16 protein-coding genes and 1 pseudogene are annotated in these 18479 nt (G+C 72.9%); 3 read left to right on the top strand and 14 right to left on the bottom strand.

Annotated elements, in window-relative coordinates; translation table 11 throughout:
* Positions 1-7: 7 nt before the first annotated feature.
* The 3 genes from nadD to ACFV1W_RS07575 all read right to left on the bottom strand — a co-directional run bounded on the left by nadD (position 8) and on the right by ACFV1W_RS07575 (position 1220).
* A complete protein-coding gene (nadD, locus tag ACFV1W_RS07585) occupies positions 8-640 on the bottom strand; it encodes a nicotinate-nucleotide adenylyltransferase (protein ID WP_380414033.1) in 633 nt (210 codons plus the stop codon).
* A gap of 124 nt (positions 641-764) precedes the next feature.
* The gene (locus ACFV1W_RS07580; RefSeq protein ID WP_167344932.1) at positions 765-920 is read right to left on the bottom strand and encodes a hypothetical protein; all 156 of its coding nucleotides are present in this window, start codon (positions 918-920) and stop codon (positions 765-767) included.
* 153 nt (positions 921-1073) lie between these two features.
* Positions 1074-1220, bottom strand: a complete 147-nt coding sequence (locus ACFV1W_RS07575) for a hypothetical protein (RefSeq protein WP_380414032.1) — start codon at positions 1218-1220, stop codon at positions 1074-1076.
* 262 nt (positions 1221-1482) lie between these two features.
* Here ACFV1W_RS07575 and ACFV1W_RS07570 point away from each other — a divergent pair, with 262 nt between their 5' ends.
* The gene (locus ACFV1W_RS07570; RefSeq protein WP_380414031.1) at positions 1483-2553 is read left to right on the top strand and encodes a M48 family metallopeptidase; all 1071 of its coding nucleotides are present in this window, start codon (positions 1483-1485) and stop codon (positions 2551-2553) included.
* A gap of 82 nt (positions 2554-2635) precedes the next feature.
* Here the strand turns inward: ACFV1W_RS07570 and ACFV1W_RS07565 are convergent, their stop codons facing one another.
* The 5 genes from ACFV1W_RS07565 to proB all read right to left on the bottom strand — a co-directional run bounded on the left by ACFV1W_RS07565 (position 2636) and on the right by proB (position 7681).
* Positions 2636-3697, bottom strand: a complete 1062-nt coding sequence (locus tag ACFV1W_RS07565; RefSeq protein WP_380414030.1) for a hypothetical protein — start codon at positions 3695-3697, stop codon at positions 2636-2638.
* Between the two features lie 102 nt (positions 3698-3799).
* Entirely contained in the window at positions 3800-4381 is a 582-nt protein-coding gene (locus ACFV1W_RS07560) for a hypothetical protein (RefSeq protein ID WP_380414028.1), read from the bottom strand.
* Between the two features lie 88 nt (positions 4382-4469).
* A complete protein-coding gene (locus tag ACFV1W_RS07555) occupies positions 4470-5792 on the bottom strand; it encodes a glutamate-5-semialdehyde dehydrogenase (RefSeq protein ID WP_380414027.1) in 1323 nt (440 codons plus the stop codon).
* Between the two features lie 64 nt (positions 5793-5856).
* Positions 5857-6381 (bottom strand): hypothetical protein, encoded by a 525-nt coding sequence (locus ACFV1W_RS07550; protein WP_380414026.1) that lies wholly within the window; start codon positions 6379-6381, stop codon positions 5857-5859.
* 163 nt (positions 6382-6544) lie between these two features.
* Positions 6545-7681 carry a glutamate 5-kinase gene (gene proB, locus ACFV1W_RS07545; protein WP_380414024.1) on the bottom strand — a complete coding sequence of 379 codons (1137 nt, stop codon included), beginning with the start codon at positions 7679-7681 and terminating at the stop codon, positions 6545-6547.
* A 309-nt stretch (positions 7682-7990) separates the two neighbouring features.
* Here proB and ACFV1W_RS07540 point away from each other — a divergent pair, with 309 nt between their 5' ends.
* Positions 7991-8758 carry a hypothetical protein gene (locus ACFV1W_RS07540; RefSeq protein ID WP_380414022.1) on the top strand — a complete coding sequence of 256 codons (768 nt, stop codon included), beginning with the start codon at positions 7991-7993 and terminating at the stop codon, positions 8756-8758.
* Between the two features lie 78 nt (positions 8759-8836).
* Here the strand turns inward: ACFV1W_RS07540 and obgE are convergent, their stop codons facing one another.
* From obgE to ACFV1W_RS07515, 5 genes are all read right to left on the bottom strand, one after another.
* A complete protein-coding gene (gene obgE / locus ACFV1W_RS07535; protein WP_380414021.1) occupies positions 8837-10315 on the bottom strand; it encodes a GTPase ObgE in 1479 nt (492 codons plus the stop codon).
* A gap of 119 nt (positions 10316-10434) precedes the next feature.
* Complete coding sequence (rpmA, locus tag ACFV1W_RS07530) at positions 10435-10692, bottom strand: 50S ribosomal protein L27 (RefSeq protein ID WP_030058248.1); 258 nt, start codon at positions 10690-10692, stop codon at positions 10435-10437.
* Between the two features lie 14 nt (positions 10693-10706).
* On the bottom strand, positions 10707-11024 hold the full coding sequence (gene rplU / locus ACFV1W_RS07525) for a 50S ribosomal protein L21 (RefSeq protein ID WP_030233759.1): 318 nt from the start codon (positions 11022-11024) through the stop codon (positions 10707-10709).
* 230 nt (positions 11025-11254) lie between these two features.
* Positions 11255-14746 (bottom strand): ribonuclease E/G, encoded by a 3492-nt coding sequence (locus ACFV1W_RS07520; RefSeq protein ID WP_380414019.1) that lies wholly within the window; start codon positions 14744-14746, stop codon positions 11255-11257.
* 435 nt (positions 14747-15181) lie between these two features.
* Positions 15182-15943, bottom strand: coding sequence for a TIGR03936 family radical SAM-associated protein (locus ACFV1W_RS07515; RefSeq protein WP_380414017.1), 762 nt, complete (start codon positions 15941-15943; stop codon positions 15182-15184).
* Positions 15944-16346: 403 nt separating this feature from the next.
* Here ACFV1W_RS07515 and ACFV1W_RS07510 point away from each other — a divergent pair, with 403 nt between their 5' ends.
* Positions 16347-17960, top strand: a complete 1614-nt coding sequence (locus ACFV1W_RS07510; RefSeq protein WP_380414015.1) for a recombinase family protein — start codon at positions 16347-16349, stop codon at positions 17958-17960.
* Positions 17961-18132: 172 nt separating this feature from the next.
* Here the strand turns inward: ACFV1W_RS07510 and ACFV1W_RS07505 are convergent.
* Positions 18133-18447: pseudogene (locus ACFV1W_RS07505) on the bottom strand (replication initiator); the annotation flags it as partial.
* Between the last annotated feature and the right edge of the window lie 32 nt (positions 18448-18479).

Below are 18479 nucleotides of genomic sequence, written 5' to 3'. Positions count from 1 at the left end.
TCCTGGCTCAGGTCCCGTGCGGCGCGTACAGCGCCCGCTTGTCGATGTAACGGACCACGCCGTCCGGAACGAGGTACCAGACCGGCTCGCCCTTGGCGACCCGGTTGCGGCAGTCCGTGGAGGAGATGGCCAGTGCCGGGACCTCCATCAGGGACACCCCGCCCACCGGGAGCCCGGCGTCCGACAGGGTGTGCCCCGGGCGGGTGCAGCCGATGAAGTGGGCCAGCGAGAAGAGCTCGTCGGAGTCGTGCCAGGACAGGATCTGGGCGAGCGCGTCGGCGCCCGTGATGAAGAAGAGGTCCGCGTCCGGGTGCAGGGCGTGCAGGTCGCGCAGGGTGTCGACGGTGTACGTCGGGCCCTGGCGGTCGATGTCGATCCGGCTCACCGAGAACTGCGGGTTCTCGGCGGTGGCGATGACCGTCATCAGGTAACGGTCCTCGGCCGGGGTGACGTGGCGGTCGCTCTTCTGCCAGGGCTCCCCGGTCGGGACGAAGATCACCTCGTCCAGGTGGAACGCGCTCGCCACCTCGCTGGCGGCGACCAGGTGGCCGTGGTGGATCGGGTCGAAGGTGCCGCCCATCACGCCGAGGCGCTTCTTCACCGGTTCCGGTCCGCCGGGATTCCCGGCCTGCTCTCCCATGCCGCCACACCTTACGCGACGCCCGTCACGGTGCGGGAACGGCCGTGTGGGGGTTGTCCGCAGATGCGTGAGGGAGCGGCCGGCCCGCTGGCCGGACGCTCCCCGAGCGGTCCGTGGTCCCGGCTCAGCGGTCCCGGTTGAAGCGGGTGACGATGAAGAGCAGGAGCATCAGGATGAACAGCGCGGAGCCGCCCGTCAGCAGCGGGTTCAGGCTGTCGTGGTTTCCCCCCTCGCCCTCGGCGAGCAGGTTCAGGACGGGGAGTGCGGCAGCAGTGCTCATGGTCGGCGGGACCTTCTCGGCTCGGTGAACGGACCAGGGGGTTTGTTCCGGGCCGGTGAGGGCCCACCCGTCATCGTACGGGGGGTCACACGGCAACCGCTCGGCGGCCCACCGCCGCTGACCGGCCGTGAGTCCTGACGACGAACGGGGGGCTCACCGGCCCCGGAAGGCGCGGGCCATGACCCAGACCAGCAGGCCGATCCCGATGAAGGATGCGACCACGATGATCCGCAGGAACAGTCCCGGGCCGGGCTCGTCGGAGATGGGTGCGGCCAGGCTGACCAGCGCTTCGGTGGACATCTGAGGGGCTCCTCGAACTGCTCGGTACCGCGGCCGGGTCCGGTCCCGGTTCTCCAGGGCATTCAGGGTAAACCGGCCTCACACCGGCGCCGCCCACCGGCCCCCGGACCGCACCGGGTGCCGCACGTACGCCGACTCCGGGGACGAGTACGCAACCGCGGACGTTGCACAGGCAGTCGTTGCAGACGAGTCGTTGCAGGCGAAGACCAGCGGGGGGCCGGCCACTGCGCCGGAGCCGCCGTCGACAGGAGGCACTCACACCATGACCGACACGACCGCGAAGGCCCCGAGCCGGCGCCGCCAGCGCTTCCCCGAGATCTCCACCCGGGCCTGGGAGCACCCGGCGGACCGCTCGGCGCTGGTCGCCCTGCGCAAGCTGTCCGGCTTCGACGACATCCTGAAGAAGCTCGCCGGGCTGGTGTCCGAGCGCTCGATCCGGCTGATGTTCCTGGCCACGGCCGTGAAGACCTCCGAGCGGCAGTTCCCCGAGCTGTACGACATGGTCCGCGACGCGGCCTACCTGCTCGACCTGGAGCAGGTCCCGGACCTGTACGTCACCCAGGACCCGACGGTCAACGCGTTCACCATCGGCATCGACACCCCGATCATCGTGATCACCAGCGGCCTGGTCGAGCTGCTGGACGAGGAGGAGCTGCGCTCCGTCATCGGCCACGAGGTCGGCCACGCGATGTCCGGCCACGCCGTCTACCGGACGATGCTGATGATCCTCACCAACATCGCCACCCGGATCGCCTGGGTGCCGCTCGGCAACCTGGCGATCATGGCCCTCGTCACCGCGCTCAAGGAGTGGTTCCGCAAGGCCGAGCTCTCCAGCGACCGGGCCGGCCTGCTCGCCGGGCAGGACCTCCAGGCGTCCATGCGGGCCCTGATGAAGCTGGCCGGCGGGCACAACCTGGCCGAGATGAACGTCGACGCCTTCCTGGAGCAGGCCGAGGAGTACGAGAAGGCCGGCGACCTGCGCGACGGCGTGCTCAAGCTGCTCCAGCTGCTGCCGCAGACCCACCCGTTCGCGGTGGTCCGGGTCGCCCAGCTGAAGAAGTGGGCGGAGAGCGACGAGTACCGCTCGATCATGGCCGGCGCCTACCCGCGCCGCACCGACGACCGGGACACCTCGGTCAGCGAGCAGTGGAAGGCCGCCGCCGACCACTACACGACCTCGGTCAAGGAGAGCAAGGACCCGCTGATGGGCCTGCTGCGCGACGTGGCGGGCGGCGCCGCGACCGTCGGCGGCAAGCTGCGCGACACCTTCACCGGCGGCGGCCGCGGCGGCTCCCCGACGGACCACGGCTCCGCTGAGCGCACGGACGGCTGATCCCGGCGACCGAGCCCGACGGTACGGGACGGCCGGTGCCCCGCCCGGGGCGCCGGCCGTCCCGGGCGCGCGAGCAGCCGCCTCAGCTCCCCGCCAGCACCCCGCACACCTGCCAGGCCGGCCGGGCGTGGTTGCCCGGGTCCACCGCCGCCGGCGGCGCCACCACGGTGCCCTGCCCGGTGGCCAGCACCGGCTGCAGGAAGCCCGCCATCGAGGCGGTGCACGGCTCCGGCCCGGCCTGCACCACCGAGTCCACCAGCCGCAGCTGCGCCGAGGCCAGGTCCACCCGGTCGAACTGGAAGGTCAGCTCGCGCCGCACGGTCTCCAGGGTCACCGGTGCCCCGGCCGGGGCAGCGGCCGGCTTCAGCGCGTAGACGAAGGTGTGGTCGGTGGTGACCTGCAGCGTGCCGCTGTCCGCCTCGTCGACCCGCATCGCGCCGACCACCTTCACGGTGTCGGAGGCCAGCGCGGCCTGCGCCGGGTCGAAGCGCACGATCCAGCCGGTCACCGCGTGGTGCCGGTCGTCCGCCGGCTGGCTGACGGAGGCGTCGAACTGGGCCTGCTCACCCGGCGTCACGAAGGTCCGCACGTCGGCGGTGGCGCCCTGGACCAGCGCGGCCGGCGCCAGTGAGGACGCCACCAGGTAGCGCTGCACGGTGTCCAGCGCCTTGGTCACCTCGACCTTGCTGAAGTGCTCGGTGGCGGCCCCGCCCGGGGTGTTCAGCCCGGCCGTCCCCTCGCCGTACCCCGGCGGCAGCGCCGCGAACGGATCCGCCGGGTCGGCCACCGGGCGGACGGCCGAAGCCGGGCTCAACGCCACCAGGCTGACGGTCAGTTGGCTGCCCTCCGGGCGTTCCGGGAGGCCCTTGGGCGAGTTCACCCCGAAGTACACCGCGGCCCCGAAGGCCAGCAGGATCAACAGCAGCAGGGCGAGCGCCTGGCGCGGCACCGTCCCCAGCGGCCCGAGCCGCACCCGCGGCCGGGTGGCCTTGCCGAAGGAGCCCGCGAGGCGCTCCCGGGCGGACAGCTCCTGGATCCGGGCAGCCCGGACGAACGACTCGTCGAAGACGACGGACCGGAACTCGTCCTCGTTGCCGGAACCGCCCTCGGGCGTACCCTCAGGAGGCTCGCGTGGGTCACCCATAACACCAGGGTAGGCGGAGGACAGCCCCGCCACGAGGGCCCTTGCGCAGATTGCCGGGAACGCTCCGTGACCACCCGCCCCGGGCGTACGCCCCCGACCCGGTCAGCCCGCGCGCGCCGTGACCACCGACGACGGCTCGGCCGGTGCGGACCGCGGGTCCGTCCCCGGGCTGCTGCTGCCGGACTCCGGCCGCCGGGGCGCGCCGGAGGAGCCGCCCACGCCCTGGTAGATCGCCGCGACCGCCACCGCCACCAGGCTGACGCCCATGATCACGGCCAGCACCCAGGCCACCGGCCGGTGCCACCGCTGCTGGGCCACGTACCGCCCGCGGGCGCGCACCGGGTCGTAGCGCCGCCCCCAGCGCCGGCCCCGGTGGCCGGTCGCCCGGTCCGGGCCCGACCAGGGGTCGGGGTACAGGTGGTCCTCGTCGAGTCCGCTCGGGTACGGGCGCAGCTCCAGCGGCAGCCCGTCCCCGGCCGGAACGTCATAGCTCCAGCCCGGTCCCGCGGTGTCCGGCTCGAACCGCACCTCGGCGGCGGCGAGCTGCCGCTCCTTGGCCGTCGGCTCGTGCACGGCAGCGGACCGGACGAAGGCCTCATCGAAGACCACGGTGGCGAACTCGTCGTCCGCACCACCGTGGTCGGCGCCGTCGGGGTACGGCAAGCCCCCCACATCCTCAGCCACGGATTCAGCGTATTACCGGCCGGGCGATTTGTCTGTGGCTCCCGGCAGTTGGTCCGTCACAGGTGTGACGGACCCACGCGCCCCGCGGTCAGCGGGCGTCCGCGCCCCCGCCGACGGTCTGCGTCTCCTCGCCACGGACGTGCCCGTCACCGGTGACGATGTACTTGGTGCTGGTCAGCTCCGGCAGGCCCATCGGGCCGCGGGCGTGCAGCTTCTGGGTGGAGATGCCGATCTCCGCGCCGAAGCCGAACTCACCGCCGTCGGTGAACCGGGTGGAGGCGTTGACGGCCACCGTGGTCGAGTCCACCAGCTGGGTGAAGCGGCGGGCGGCGGCCTGCGAGGTGGTCACGATCGCCTCGGTGTGGCCGGAGGACCAGCGCCGGATGTGCTCCACGGCGGCGTCCAGCGAGGGGACCACGGCCGCGGCCAGGTCGTACGAGAGGTACTCGGCGCCCCAGTCCTCGTCGGTGGCCGGCACCACGGTGGCGCCGCTGCCCTCGGCGGCCTTGAGCACCGCCTCGTCGCCGTGCACCGTCACCCCGGCCTCGCCCAGGGCCGCCAGCGCGAGCGGCAGGAAGGCGTCCGCGACGTCCTGGTGCACCAGCAGCGTCTCGGCGGCGTTGCAGACGCTGACCCGCTGCGCCTTGGAGTTCAGCAGGATGCCGACGGCCATCGCCAGGTCGGTCTGCGCGTCCACGTACACGTGGCAGTTGCCGGTGCCGGTCTCGATCACCGGGACGGTCGAGCCCTCGACCACGGTGCGGATCAGCGAGGCCCCGCCGCGCGGGATCAGCACGTCGACGTAACCGCGGGCGCGCATCAGCTCCTGCACCGAGTCCCGGCGCTCCCCCGGGACGAGCTGGACCACGTCGGCCGGCAGCCCGGCCGCCTCGACGGCGTCCCGCAGCACGGCGACCAGCGCGGTGTTGGAGCGGTACGCCGAGGCGGAGCCGCGCAGCAGCACCGCGTTGCCGGACTTCAGGCAGAGCGCGGCGGCGTCCACCGTGACGTTCGGCCGGGCCTCGTAGATGATGCCGACCACGCCGAGCGGCACCCGCACCTGGCGCACGTCCAGGCCGTTCGGGAGGGTGTAGCCGCGCACCACCTCGCCGACCGGGTCGGCCAGACCGGCCACGTCGCGCACGTCGGAGGCGATCGCGGCGATCCGCTCGTCGGTCAGGCTCAGCCGGTCGATCACCGACTCGGCCGTCCCCGCCTCGCGGGCCCGGGCCACGTCCTCGGCGTTGGCCGCGACGATCTCGGCGCTGCGGGCGACCAGCGCGTCCGCGATCGCCAGCAGCGCGGCGTCCTTGGCCCGGCGCGGCAGCGGGGCGAGCACGGCGGCGGCCTCCCGGGCTCGGCGCGCTACGGCGAGGACGGGGCTGTCGGCGGTGGTGAGGTCGCTGGTCATGCCGCCAAGGGTAGCGACTTCCCCGGCGCCGCCGGTCGCCGTTTCGCCATCCGAACAGGGCCGGTCAGTACGGGTACACGCCGCCCAGGCGCGGCGGCGGACCGCCGAAGCCCTCCGCCACCCGCTTGTGGTACGTCGCCCGGTCGACCACCTCCAACCCGACGATCTCCCACGGCGGCAGGTTCGCCGTCACCTTGTGCTCGCCCCACAGCCGCAGCGCGATCGCCGCCGCGTCGTGCAGGTCCCGGGCCTGCTCCCAGTACCGGATCTCGGCGTGGTCGGCCGCGTAGCGGGCGGTCAGGAAGAACGAGTGGTCGTGCGCCAGCCGCTCCAGCGAGGCCCGTAGCGAGGACAGCGGGGTGGCCTGCCCGGCCACGCTCAGCACCACGTGCCACAGCCGTGCCTGCTCCGGCACTCCGGGCGGTTCCGCCGCCTCCGTGCGCCTGGGCCCCAGCCCGCGCGCCCCGCCTGGCCCCTGCGTCGGCGGACCGGCCGGCTCTGCGGGGCCGTCCCCGCGTCCGCCGTCGATACTGGTCAGCCGCCGGCCCGCCGTCCCTCCGGTCAGCGCTGCCTCGCGCCTGCGTTCCACCGGCGGCCTCCTGTTCGGCGATCTCGTGTCGTCCCCACCGCCCCCGTCGGCCCTCGGCCGACCGGTACGGCTGCGCCCCTCCTCGACCGCGGCCGGGCCGCTCCCGGTACGGAGCGGCCCGCCGACCGCACTGCGCCGTCGACCGGTGCCGACCGACGACCGGTCAGCCGCGCAGAACGACCAGGTCGTCGCGGTGGACGACCTCGCGCTCGTACGCGGCGCCGAACTCCTGGGCCAGGTCGCGGGTGGACCGGCCGAGCAGGCGGGGCAACTCCCTCGCATCAAAGTTGACCAGCCCGCGAGCCACGATGTGGCCGTTTTCGGCAAGAAGGTCCACTGGATCACCCGCGGCGAACTCCCCGTCGACCTTGGTCACCCCGGCCGGCAGCAGCGACGCGCCGGCCGAGACGACCGCCTCGACGGCACCCGCGTCCAGGTGCAGGGCCCCGCGCGGGCTGCTCGCGTGGGCCAGCCAGAGCATCCGGTCGGAGGTGCGGCTGCCGGTGCGCAGGAAGAGCGTGCCGGTGGGCCGCCCGGTCAGCGCGTCGGCCGCGTGGCTGGCCGCGGTGAGCACCACCGGGATGCCCGCGCCGGTGGCGATCCGGGCCGCCTCGACCTTGGTGACCATGCCCCCGGTGCCGACGCCGGCCTTGCCCGCGCTGCCGATCTCGATGCCGTCCAGGTCGTGCGGGCCGCGCACCTCGGCGATCCGGCTGGTGCCGGGCTTGGCCGGGTCGCCGTCGTAGAGGCCGTCCACGTCGGAGAGCAGCACCAGCAGGTCGGCCCGGACCAGGTGGGCGACCAGCGCGGCCAGCCGGTCGTTGTCCCCGAACTTGATTTCGGCGGTGGCGACGGTGTCGTTCTCGTTGACGATCGGCATCGCGCCCATCGCCAGCAGCTGGTCCAGCGTCCGGTAGGCGTTGCGGTAGTGGGCGCGGCGGCTGGCGTCCTCGGCCGTGAGCAGCACCTGCCCGACCCGGATGCCGTACCGGGCGAAGGAGGCCGTGTAGCGCGCGACCAGCAGTCCCTGGCCGACGCTGGCGGCGGCCTGCTGACGGGCCAGGTCCTTGGGCCGTCCGTCCAGGCCGAGCGGGGCGAGGCCGGCGGCGATGGCACCGGAGGAGACGAGGACGACCTCGGGGGCGTCCGGGCGGCTGCGCACCTTGGCGAGCGCGTCCACCAGGGCGTCGACCCGGTCGGCGTCCAGGCCGCCGGCCGCCGTGGTGAGTGAGGAGGAGCCGACCTTGACCACGATCCGCCGTGCGGTCAGCACCTCCTCCCGCAGTGAGTCCTCGCTCATCTCGCTGTACGCCCTTCCGGTGGTGCGGGTACGACGGGGCCGGGCCCGGCCGCCATGTCCGAAATCTACGCGATCCGCGCAGGTCGCTCCCAAGGGGTTTCACCGGCTGGACCCGGCCCGGCCACGGGCTCGCCACAGCCCGCCCGCCGATCCGGATGGCTGGTATGGTCCCTGACCGAAAGCCAGATCGGGGGACGGCTTCTTGCCCGCTGTACCCACTCGTCTTCGACGTTCCTGTCACACGGGGCGGCGCCGCAACGGGCAGGCCGGCAACGGTTCGCGGTCGCGCGCCCAGGAGAAAAGCGCACCATGCGTTCGTACACCACGAAGCTGACCGTCGCCGCGCTGGCGGCGGCCACCGCCCTCTCGCTCGCCGCCTGCGGTCCGGACAACTCGGACCCGGCCGGCACGGGCGGCGCCACCGGAGCGGCTCCGGCCCAGACCGGCGCGGCCACCGGCGGCGCGGCCAGCGGTTCGACCGCCGCCCCGTCGGGCGCGGCCACCGGCGGTGCCGCGTCGGGCGGTTCGGCCACCGGCGGCGCCGGGGCGACCGGCGGCGCGGCGACCGGCGGCGCCGGTGGCAGCGGTTCGGGAGGTGCGGCGGGCGGCGGCAAGGTCCCGCAGGCCGCCACCGCGGTGAAGGTCGGCCAGCCGGCCACCGTCGACTTCGCCGACAAGTCCGCCAACGTCTCCACCAAGCTGCAGATCACCGTCACCGGCATCGAGGTCGGCTCGCTGCAGGACCTCACCGCCGCCAAGGTCCCGACCACCGGACTGGACGGCCGCACGCCGGTCTACGTCAGCTACACCGTCAAGAACCTCGGCGACGCCAGCCTGTCCTTCACCGCCCCGGACTCGAAGTTCGTCCTCTTCGACGCCGCCGGCAACAAGGGCCTGCCCGTCCTGAACGCCACCAACCCGCTGCCCAAGTGCACCGGGGCCAAGTTCCAGGGCGTCGCCAAGGGCGCCGAGACCAAGGGCTGCGACATCATCTCGATCACCGGCACCACCCCGGTCGCGGTCGGCTACACCGACCTGAACGACCTGCTCAAGCTCCAGGCCTCCTGGGCCAAGTGACGCCGCGTCACCCCTGAGCACGGGCGAAGGCCCCCGCCACCGGTCGAGGTGGCGAGGGCCTTTCGGACCGGTCCCGGATCAGTGCTCCTCGTCGTCGCCCTCGATGGCGGACTGCCGGCCGCTGGAGAGCGCCTCGAAGGCGAGGAACTCGGCCTCGGCCGCGTCCCGCCCCTTCTGCTTCTCGCGGCGGCGGTCGACCGCCGGGCGCGGGCTCTCGAAGCGGTGGTCCTCACCGCGGCGGCCGAGCATCTCGGCACCGGCGGCCATGGTCGGCTCCCAGTCGAAGACGACGGCGTTCTCCTCGGGGCCGATGACGACGGTGTCGCCCTCCTGCGCCCCGATCTTCCACAGCTCCTCCTCGACACCGAGGCGGGCCAGCCGGTCGGCGAGGTAGCCGACGGCCTCGTCGTTGCTGAAGTCGGTCTGGCGGACCCAGCGCTCCGGCTTGACGCCGCGGATGTGGTACGCGCCGTCCTCCTCGGTGATGGTGAAGCCCGCGTCGTCCACGGCCTTGGGCCGCAGCACGATCCGGGTCGACTCCTCGGCCGGCTTGGCGGCCCGCGCCTCGGCGACGATCTTCGCCACCGCGAAGCTCAGCTCGCGCAGGCCCTTGCGGGAGGCGGCCGAGACCTCGAACACCTGGTAGCCGCGCTCCTCCAGCGAGGCGCGGGTGAGGTCGGCGATGTCCTGGCCGTCCGGGACGTCCACCTTGTTGAGCGCGACCAGGCGCGGACGGTCCTCCAGACCGCCGTACTCGGCGAGCTCGGCCTCGATGGTCTCCAGGTCGCTCAGCGGGTCGCGGCCGGGCTCCAGGGTGGCGCAGTCCAGCACGTGCACCAGCACCGAGCAGCGCTCGACGTGCCGCAGGAACTCCAGGCCCAGACCCCGGCCCTGGCTGGCGCCGGGAATCAGGCCGGGCACGTCGGCGATGGTGTAGACGGTGTCGCCCGCGGTGACCACACCGAGGTTGGGGACCAGGGTGGTGAACGGGTAGTCCGCGATCTTCGGCTTGGCGGCGGAGAGCACCGAGATCAGCGAGGACTTGCCGGCGCTCGGGTAGCCGACCAGGGCCACGTCGGCGACGGACTTGAGCTCCATCACGATGTCGCGGGCCTCGCCGGGCTCGCCGAGCAGCGCGAAGCCGGGGGCCTTGCGGCGGGCAGAGGCCAGCGCGGCGTTGCCGAGGCCGCCGCGGCCGCCCTGGGCGGCGACGAAGCTGGTGCCGTGGCCGACCAGGTCGGCGAGCACGTTGCCCTTGCGGTCCAGCACCACGGTGCCGTCCGGCACGAGCAGGACGAGGTCCTCGCCGTCCGCGCCGGTGCGGTGGCCGCCCGCGCCGGGCTTGCCGTTGGTCGCCTTGCGCTTGGGCGAGTGGTGGTACTCCAGCAGGGTGGTGACCTGCGAGTCCACGGTGAGGATGACGCTGCCGCCCTCGCCGCCGTTACCGCCGTCCGGGCCGCCGAGCGGCTTGAACTTCTCGCGGTGCACGGAGGCGCAGCCGTGGCCTCCGTTACCCGCGGCGACGTGAAGTTCGACGCGGTCCACGAAGGTGGTCATGGTTGTGCCTCCAGTGCGGATGAGTCTGCTTGCTTGCTGCGTAAAGCCGAAGGGTGGACCGGAACATTCCGGCCCACCCTTCAGTGTGAGTCTGGTGCGACTCGCGAGTCCGCTGGGACTCAGGCCTCGACGGCCACGATGTTGACGACCTTGCGGCCACGACGGTTGCCGAACTGAACCGCACCGGCGGTCAGCGCGAACAGCGTGTCGTCGCCACCGCGGCCGACACCGGCACCCGGGTGGAAGTGGGTGCCGCGCTGGCGGACGAGGATCTCGCCGGCGGAGACGACCTGGCCGCCGAAGCGCTTCACGCCAAGGCGCTGGGCGTTCGAGTCACGGCCGTTGCGGGTAGAGCTTGCGCCCTTCTTGTGTGCCATATCTCGCTAACCCCTTACTTGCTGACCGAGTCGATGCTGGTGATGCGCACCGCGGTGTGCTTCTGACGGTGACCCTGACGGCGGCGGTAGCCGGTCTTGTTCTTGTAGCGCAGGATGACGATCTTGTCGCCCTTGGTCTGGTCGACCACCTCGGCGTGAGCCTTCACGCCGGCCAGGACCCACGGGTCGGAGGTGACGGCGTCACCATCGACGACCAGGATGGTCGAGAGCTCCACCGAGTCACCCGGCTTGGCCTCGATACGGTCGATCTCCAGCACGTCGCCGACGGCGACCTTGTGCTGGCGGCCGCCTGCGCGAACGATCGCGTACATGCGGTACCTACTTTCCCAACTCGGTCGGAACTCCCGACGCCAGCCGCCTGGGTACGGACACAGGGGCCTCTTCCCGACCGCTCCGCGCTGGGCGCGGTGCTCTCGGGAAGGTGATGTGCTCGGGAGCGCGGCGTAGACACGCCGATGGTCAAGAATACGGACCGGCCGCCCCGGGGGCAAACCGGCCCGTACGGCCCGGGGCGGGATCGCTCCCGCCCCGGGCGTGGGCACTACTCGGCCGCCGTATCACCCTCGGCGGCCGCGGCCTTCTTGGCCGCCGCGCTCGTCCGCTTGGTCGCGGTCTTGCGGGCGGTGGTCTTCTTGGCCGCCGTGGTGGTCTTCTTGGCGGCGGTCTTCTTCGCGGCAGTCTTGCGGGCGGCCCGCTTCTTGGGCGCCGGAGCCTCCTCGGCGGGCGCCTCCTCCGCGGGGGCCTCCGCCTCGGCGGGCGCCTCGGCCTCCGCGGCCGGAGCCTCGACGACCACGGCCTCCTCGGCGGCCTCGGCGGCCTCCTCGACAGCCGGGGCGGCGGCCGCCAGGGCCGCCTCCAGGGCCGCGTCGGCCTTCGCCTGCAGCACCACGATCTCGGCGGCCTGCGGCGAACCCGCCGGAGCCGTAGCCTTGCGCACCGCGCGGCGGCGCGGACGGCCCGCCGGAGCGGCAGCCGGGGCCTCGGCCACCGGTGCCTCCGCGGCCTCCGGAGCCTCGGCCGGCGCGGCCTCGACGGCCTCCGCCTCGACGCCCGGGACCTCCAGGGCCAGCTGGCCCTCGATCTCCTCGCGCACCGGCTCGGCGGGCTCCACGACCGCCTCGACGACGGCCTCGGCCACCGGCGCCCCGGCCTCGACGGCCTGCGGCTCCTCGTGGCCCGCGCCGCCCTTGCCCCGGCGACGGCGCTTGCCGCCGCCCGAGCCCGCCTCGGCGGTCGCGGCCGCCGGGGCGTGCACGTGGGCGCTCGGCTGCTCCATGTGGACGATCACACCGCGGCCGTTGCAGTGCACACAGGCCTCGGAGAAGGACTCCAGCAGGCCCTGGCCGACCCGCTTGCGGGTCATCTGGACCAGGCCCAGCGAGGTGACCTCGGCCACCTGGTGCTTGGTCCGGTCCCGGCCCAGGCACTCCAGCAGACGGCGCAGCACCAGGTCGCGGTTGGACTCCAGGACCATGTCGATGAAGTCGATCACGATGATGCCGCCGAGGTCGCGCAGCCGCAGCTGGCGCACGATCTCCTCGGCCGCCTCGATGTTGTTCCGGGTGACCGTCTCCTCCAGGTTGCCGCCCTGGCCGACGAACTTCCCGGTGTTGACGTCGATGACGACCATCGCCTCGGTGCGGTCGATCACCAGCGAACCGCCGCTGGGCAGCCAGACCTTGCGGTCCAGCGCCTTCATCAGCTGCTCGTCGATCCGGTAGGTGGCGAACACGTCCACCTCGGAGGTCCACCGCTGGAGCCGCTCGGCGAGGTCCGGGGCCACGTTGGAGACGTACTCGTGGATGGTCGTCCACGCCTCGTCGCCAGAGACGATGACCTTGGTGAAGTCCTCGTTGAAGATGTCGCGCACGACCCGGACGGTCATGTCCGGCTCGCCGTACAGCAGCGCCGGGGCGTTGCCGGTCGCGGCCTTCTTCTGGATGTCCTCCCACTGCTGCTGGAGGCGCTGGACGTCGCGGGTCAGCTCCTCCTCGGAGGCGCCCTCGGCGGCGGTGCGCACGATGACGCCCGCGTCGTCCGGGACGATCTTCTTGAGGATCTGCTTCAGGCGGGCGCGCTCGTTCTCGGGCAGCTTGCGCGAGATGCCGGTCATCGAGCCCTCGGGCACGTAGACCAGGTAGCGGCCGGGCAGCGAGATCTGGCTGGTCAGGCGGGCGCCCTTGTGGCCGATCGGGTCCTTGGAGACCTGCACCAGCACGGACTGGCCGGACTTCAGCACCGACTCGATCCGGCGCGGGCCGCCGTGGCCCAGGGCACCGAAGTTGACCTCACCGGCGTACAGCACCGCGTTGCGGCCCTTGCCGATGTCGACGAACGCGGCCTCCATGGACGGCAGCACGTTCTGGACCTTGCCCAGGTAGACGTTGCCGACGTACGAGGTGGCCTGCTCCTTGTTGACGTAGTGCTCGACCAGCACGCCGTCCTCCAGCACGCCGATCTGGGTGCGCTGGCCGTTCTGGCGCACCACCATGACGCGCTCGACCGACTCCCGGCGGGCCAGGAACTCGGCCTCGGTGATGATCGGCACCCGGCGGCGGCCCAGCTCGCGGCCCTCGCGGCGGCGCTGCTTCTTCGCCTCCAGACGGGTCGAGCCCTTGATGGACTGCACCTCGTCCGGGTCGAAGGACGGCTCGGTGGAGCGGCGGCGCGGCTCGCGCACCTTCACCACCGTGCGGACGCCGTCCTCGGTGGTCTCGGCGGTCTCGACCGCGTCGGCCTCACCGCTGCGACGGCGACGGCGGCGACGGCGACGGGACGAGGACAGGCCGGCGGCCAGGTCGTCCTCCTCCTCGTCCTCCTCCTCGGCGGCGGCCGGGACCGGCTCCTCGGCGGCGGGCTGCTCGGCCTCGACGGCCTCGGCGGCCTCGAACTCCTCGGCCTCGCCACGGCGACGGCGGCGGCCGCCCCGACGACGACGGCGGGACGGACGGCCGTCCTCCTCCCACTCGCCCTCGGTCTCCGGACCGGCGGCGGGGGCCTCAACGGCGGGCGCCTCGGCGGCCGGGGCCTCCACGGGCGCCTTGGCCGGAGCCTTCACCGGCGCCTCGGCGGCCGACTTGCGGCGGGTCGGCTCGACCCGGGTGCGGACCCGGCGGCGGCGGCCGACACCGCTGTACTCGTACTCGTCCTCCTCCGCGCGCTGCTCGGCGGCGGCCGGGGCCTCGACCTGGGCCGGGGCCGCGACGGGCTGCTGCGCCGCAACCGGAGCGACGTAGGGGGCGGGCTCCTGGAACACCGGGGCCTGGAAGACCGCGGTGGCCGGGCGGACGGCGCGACGGCGCACCCGGTGGTGCGGCTCGGCCTCGGCGGCCGGGGCCGGAGCGGGGGCGGCGGCCGGCTCGGCGGCCGGAGCCTCCGCGGCGGCCTCGACGGCCTCCTCCTCGGCCTCCTCGACGGCGGGCTCCTCGGCCACCGGCTCCTCGACCACGGGCGCGGCCTCGACCGCGCGACGGCGGCGGGTGCGGCGGGCGGGGGCGGCCGGGGCCTCCTCGGCCACGGGCTCGGCGACGGGGGCCGGGGCCTCGACAACCGTCGGCTCCTCGGCGACCGGAGCCTCGGCCGCGGGCGCCTCGGCCCGCTTGCGGGTCCGACGGGCCCGGGCGGGCTTCTCCGCCGCCTCGTCCTTCTTCTCGTCCTTCTTCTCGGCCTTCACGGCGGCCGGCTCCTCGACGGCGGCCGCTGCGGCCCCCGGCGCGGTCACGACGATCGCGCTGGCCTCAGGCGTACCCGCCGGGGCCTCGGCCCGCTTGCGGGTCCGGCGGGCCCGGACCGGCTTCTCCGCCACCGGGGCGGCCTCGGCCGCCGGGGTCTCGGCGGCGGGCGCCTCGTGCGCCTCGACCGGCAGGACCGTCTCGGCCGCCTCGGCAGCGGCACCCTGCGGGGTGCCCGCCGGGCGGGACACCGCCCGGCGACGACGGCGCGGCGGCGCGGCGGACGCGCCCTCGCCACCGGTCCCGGCGGTTCCGTTCTGTTCCGTGGCCGCAGACTGCTGCGGATCGGTGTTATCGAGCATGCGGGTGGATCTCCCGTCAGGCCCCCGGGCTCCACATCCGGGCACGGCGCGGCACCACTGGGCGGCCGGCATCGCGAGGATGCTCGGGCCTGACCCTTTGACGGTGCCGCCGTGCGGACGCGAGGCCGCACAGGGGCTCGTAGTCTCGCTCGGCGCCCCGCGTTGCGCGGGGTGTCGAAAGTCTTCTGGTCTGACCAGTCTTCTGAGGTTTTCCCAAGCTGATCCGTCCCCCAACCCCGGGTGGCTCCCGGAAGGGGTCCCGGGCCCACCGACCGTCCTGGTCGGCGGGCCCCGAGAGGCCGGCCTGTGCTGCGACGACGCTCGCTCCCCTGGGGAGCCGCGGGAACCCTGGAGGACCGTCGGATCCAGTGAGGCACTGGATCCGGCCTCCGCCCCCTAGGCGGACGCGGTAGCGCGCGGCCCGGCGGCCGCTTCTCAGCCGGCCGGGGCCGCGGCGCGGTCGAGCGCCAGCGGGTCGGTCACCGTGCCCGACTCCTCGTCGAGCGGCCCCTGCGCCAGCCTGGTCACCTCTGCGGGGACCGGCGGCGCCAGGTCGGCCGTCGCACGGAGACCGGACAATACGTCGTCGGGTCGTACGGCGGGTGTGGCGTGTCGTACTACCAGGCGCAGTATCGCACAGGGACGGCCGGTCCGAACATCGCGGTCGGTTCCGGCTGCCGTGTCCGTACCACCGTCGACCTGCGGCTCGACGGCTTCGAGCGCCGCCACCGCACCGCGCGCGTCGAAGACCCGCACGCCGTTCTTGGTCCGGCGCTCGACCTCGACCTTCTCCTCGGCGAGGAACGTGCGGACCGCCTCGACCGCCTCGGCCGGCTCCACACCGTCCAGGCGCACCAGCCACTCGGAGGCCTCAAGGCGCTCCACGAAGTTCGGCGTCCGGACCTCGACCGCGTCGATCACGTCCAGGCCGGCGGGCAGCGACCCGTCCAGCTGCGCCCGCAGCTGCTCGGGATCGCGCACGTCGGCGAGGCCGATCTCCAGGTACTCCGCCTCACTCGCCACCCCGGTCGGGGCGGCGTTGGCGTAGGACACCTTCGGGTGCGGGGTGAAGCCGGCCGAGTAGGCCATCGGAACGGCGGACCGGCGCAGGGCGCGCTCGAAGGCGCGCTGGAAGTCACGGTGGCTGGTGAAGCGGAGCCGGCCGCGCTTGGTGTAGCGGAGACGAATCCGCTGCACCGTCGGCGCGGGCGGCGGACCGTCGGGCGTACGGCGTGCCAGGGTCGCTCAGTCCTTTAGTCAATTGTCCCCGTCCGGCGCGGCGTGTTCCCGCCACTGCCCGGACTCTGTCACCTCAAAGGGTACGCGCCCCGCCGCCCCCCTCGCTCCGCCCCTGGTCAGCCCCCACCCGGAACCCGCCCCGGCACCGCCGCCCCGCCCACAGCACGAGAGCCCTCCCCGGCGACACCGGGAAGGGCTCCGCACCGACCCCGAACATCCGGGGCCGTGAACTAACTCACACAGCAGCTCGCCTACTTGTTCACGACCGTCAGCGGCAGCAGCTTCTTGCCCGTCGGACCGATCTGGATGTGAGTGTCCATATATGGACACGGCCCTAAAACCGTCGATAGGGGTTCCCGCCATGGCGAGACGCTCCCGTACCGCCCGTGCCGAGCAGCAGAAGGCGTACACCGTCGAAACCGAGTGGACCGCAGCGGACCTGGCGCTGCTGGAAGAGCTGAAGAGAGCCGAGGCCGCCCTCCCGACGGACGCGCCCCGGGCTCTGCTCTCGGTCCGGCTGTCCGTACTGACCGAGGACACCACCTCCCCCGTCCGCCAGGAGCTCGACCTCCGCCGCGAAGCCCTGAACCGCGGCTGCCGTGTGGTCGGCGTCGCCAGCGACCTCAACGTCTCGGCCACGAAGGTGCCGCCGTGGAAGCGGAAGCAGCTGGGCAACTGGCTGAACAACCGGGCGCCGGAGTTCGACGTCCTCCTGTTCTGGAAGCTCGACCGCTTCATCCGCCGGCTGTCCGACCTGAACACCATGATCGACTGGGCGCTGAAGTACGGGAAGAACCTGATCTCCAAGCACGACTCGATCGACCTGAGCACGGTCGTCGGCAAGATCATGGTCACTCTGATCGGCGGCATCGCGGAGATCGAGGCCACCAACACGAGCACGCGCGTCGCCAGCCTGTGGGACTACGCGAAGACCCAGTCCGCCTGGCTGGTCGGCAAGCCGCCGTTCGGGTACGCCACCGAAGAGGACAAGAACGGGAACATCCTCCTTGTAGTAGAGGCCGACGCCCGCAAGGCTCTGCACTGGTGCCGCCGCATGGCCCGGCGCGGTGTTTCCGCCCGCCGCATGGTCAGGCTGTTGAAGCGCGCCGGTCTCGCCAGCGACGGTCTCACGCCGAGCACCCTCCTCCGCCAGCTGCGCAACCCCGCACTGATGGGCTACCGCGTGGAAGAGGACAAGATCGGCGGCATCCGTCGATCCAAGCTCGTACTGGACAGGGACGGGAATCCCATCAGGGTTGCCGAGGCGATCTTCGAGGACGACGACTTCTATGAGCTCCAGGCCGACCTGGACAAGCGCAGCAGGAACCAGCCGCAGCGCCAACCGGGCGGCGCCACGAAGTTCCTCGGCGTCCTCATCTGCGTCGACTGCACGACGAACATGACGGTGCAGATCACCCGCGTCAAGGACCGGGTGTACGCGTACCTGCGGTGCCAGGGGTGCAAGGCCGGGGGCGCGGGATTCCCCAACCCGGACGCGGTCCACGCCAAGCTCGTCAGCGACGTACTGTCCGTCCTCGGCGATGAGCCCGTGCAGGTCCGGGAGTACGCGCGAGGCGCCGAGGCCCGGGCCAAGGTGACGCACCTGGAGAAGTCCGTCGCGTACTACATGAAGGAGCTCGAACCCGGGGGCCGGTTCACGAAGACCCGGTTCACCCGCGAGCAGGCCGAGGCGACCTTGGACAGGCTGATCGCCGAACTCGGGGAGATCGACCCCGAGACCACCGAAGACCGGTGGGTGAACGTCGCCAACGGAAAGACGTTCCGGCAGCGCTGGGAGGAAGGCGGCGTCGAGGCCATGTCGGCCGACCTGCTCCGGGTGGGCGTCCGGTGCGAGATCACCCGCACCAAGATCCCGGGCCAGCGCGCGCCGGAGGTGAAGATGCGGCTCATGATCCCCAAGGACTACCGAGAGCGCCTGGTCGTCAAAGAGGACGACTTCGCGGGCAAGCTCTGACTCGAGCAGCCGACCATGCGGTAGCCGCCGGTCACCAAGGCCGGGGGCTACCGCCATCAGTGCTTGGCGGCGTCGTACGGTTCCTCATTGCCGTCGTCGTCCACGATGACGATCTCGCTCTCGACGACCGGTGCAGTCGTCCGGGTCGTGCCCTCGTCCGGGCAGGCCGCCTTCACCGCGGCTCCCAAGGCCGGTCGGAGCAGGCCAGCTCTTGGCGTGCGATCTCGCGATTGGTGGCGATGTCCTCGGCGAAGCCAGCGGCGATGAGCGCTTCACCAGGAGTATGACCTGCTCCCACGAAGCGCCAGGCACCTTCGACCACGGTCTCGCTGTCCCAGTCGGCATGCAGGTCTTGGACGCTGGCCATGGTGCGGGCGTGTTCGGCCCGGTCGGCTCGGAGCCGGCCATAGGTAGTGGAGTACGCCCGCGTCTTGGTGAGGCAGTGTCCCCGGTAGCCGAGCATGTGGGCCCAGGCGCGAAGGCGCAGGTGTCGCGCTAATTGCTTAGCCTGCATCCAGG

Source organism: Kitasatospora sp. NPDC059648 (assembly GCF_042734825.1).
GTDB lineage: Bacteria > Actinomycetota > Actinomycetes > Streptomycetales > Streptomycetaceae > Kitasatospora.
Note: the sequence above shows the minus strand (reverse complement) of the source record. Positions and strands in the feature narration are given on the sequence as shown.

What these genes read in the sequence shown, in the direction of transcription:
- ACFV1W_RS07555 (WP_380414027.1), bottom strand. Translation starts at nt 5,792, where the DNA reads ATGACCAGCGACCTCACCACCGCCGACAGCCCCGTCCTCGCCGTAGCG.
- ACFV1W_RS07575 (WP_380414032.1), bottom strand. Translation starts at nt 1,220, where the DNA reads ATGTCCACCGAAGCGCTGGTCAGCCTGGCCGCACCCATCTCCGACGAG.
- ACFV1W_RS07520 (WP_380414019.1), bottom strand. Translation starts at nt 14,746, where the DNA reads ATGCTCGATAACACCGATCCGCAGCAGTCTGCGGCCACGGAACAGAAC.
- rpmA (WP_030058248.1), bottom strand. Translation starts at nt 10,692, where the DNA reads ATGGCACACAAGAAGGGCGCAAGCTCTACCCGCAACGGCCGTGACTCG.
- ACFV1W_RS07540 (WP_380414022.1), top strand. Translation starts at nt 7,991, where the DNA reads ATGCGTTCGTACACCACGAAGCTGACCGTCGCCGCGCTGGCGGCGGCC.
- obgE (WP_380414021.1), bottom strand. Translation starts at nt 10,315, where the DNA reads ATGACCACCTTCGTGGACCGCGTCGAACTTCACGTCGCCGCGGGTAAC.
- proB (WP_380414024.1), bottom strand. Translation starts at nt 7,681, where the DNA reads ATGAGCGAGGACTCACTGCGGGAGGAGGTGCTGACCGCACGGCGGATC.
- nadD (WP_380414033.1), bottom strand. Translation starts at nt 640, where the DNA reads ATGGGAGAGCAGGCCGGGAATCCCGGCGGACCGGAACCGGTGAAGAAG.
- ACFV1W_RS07510 (WP_380414015.1), top strand. Translation starts at nt 16,347, where the DNA reads ATGGCGAGACGCTCCCGTACCGCCCGTGCCGAGCAGCAGAAGGCGTAC.
- ACFV1W_RS07580 (WP_167344932.1), bottom strand. Translation starts at nt 920, where the DNA reads ATGAGCACTGCTGCCGCACTCCCCGTCCTGAACCTGCTCGCCGAGGGC.
- ACFV1W_RS07570 (WP_380414031.1), top strand. Translation starts at nt 1,483, where the DNA reads ATGACCGACACGACCGCGAAGGCCCCGAGCCGGCGCCGCCAGCGCTTC.
- rplU (WP_030233759.1), bottom strand. Translation starts at nt 11,024, where the DNA reads ATGTACGCGATCGTTCGCGCAGGCGGCCGCCAGCACAAGGTCGCCGTC.
- ACFV1W_RS07565 (WP_380414030.1), bottom strand. Translation starts at nt 3,697, where the DNA reads ATGGGTGACCCACGCGAGCCTCCTGAGGGTACGCCCGAGGGCGGTTCC.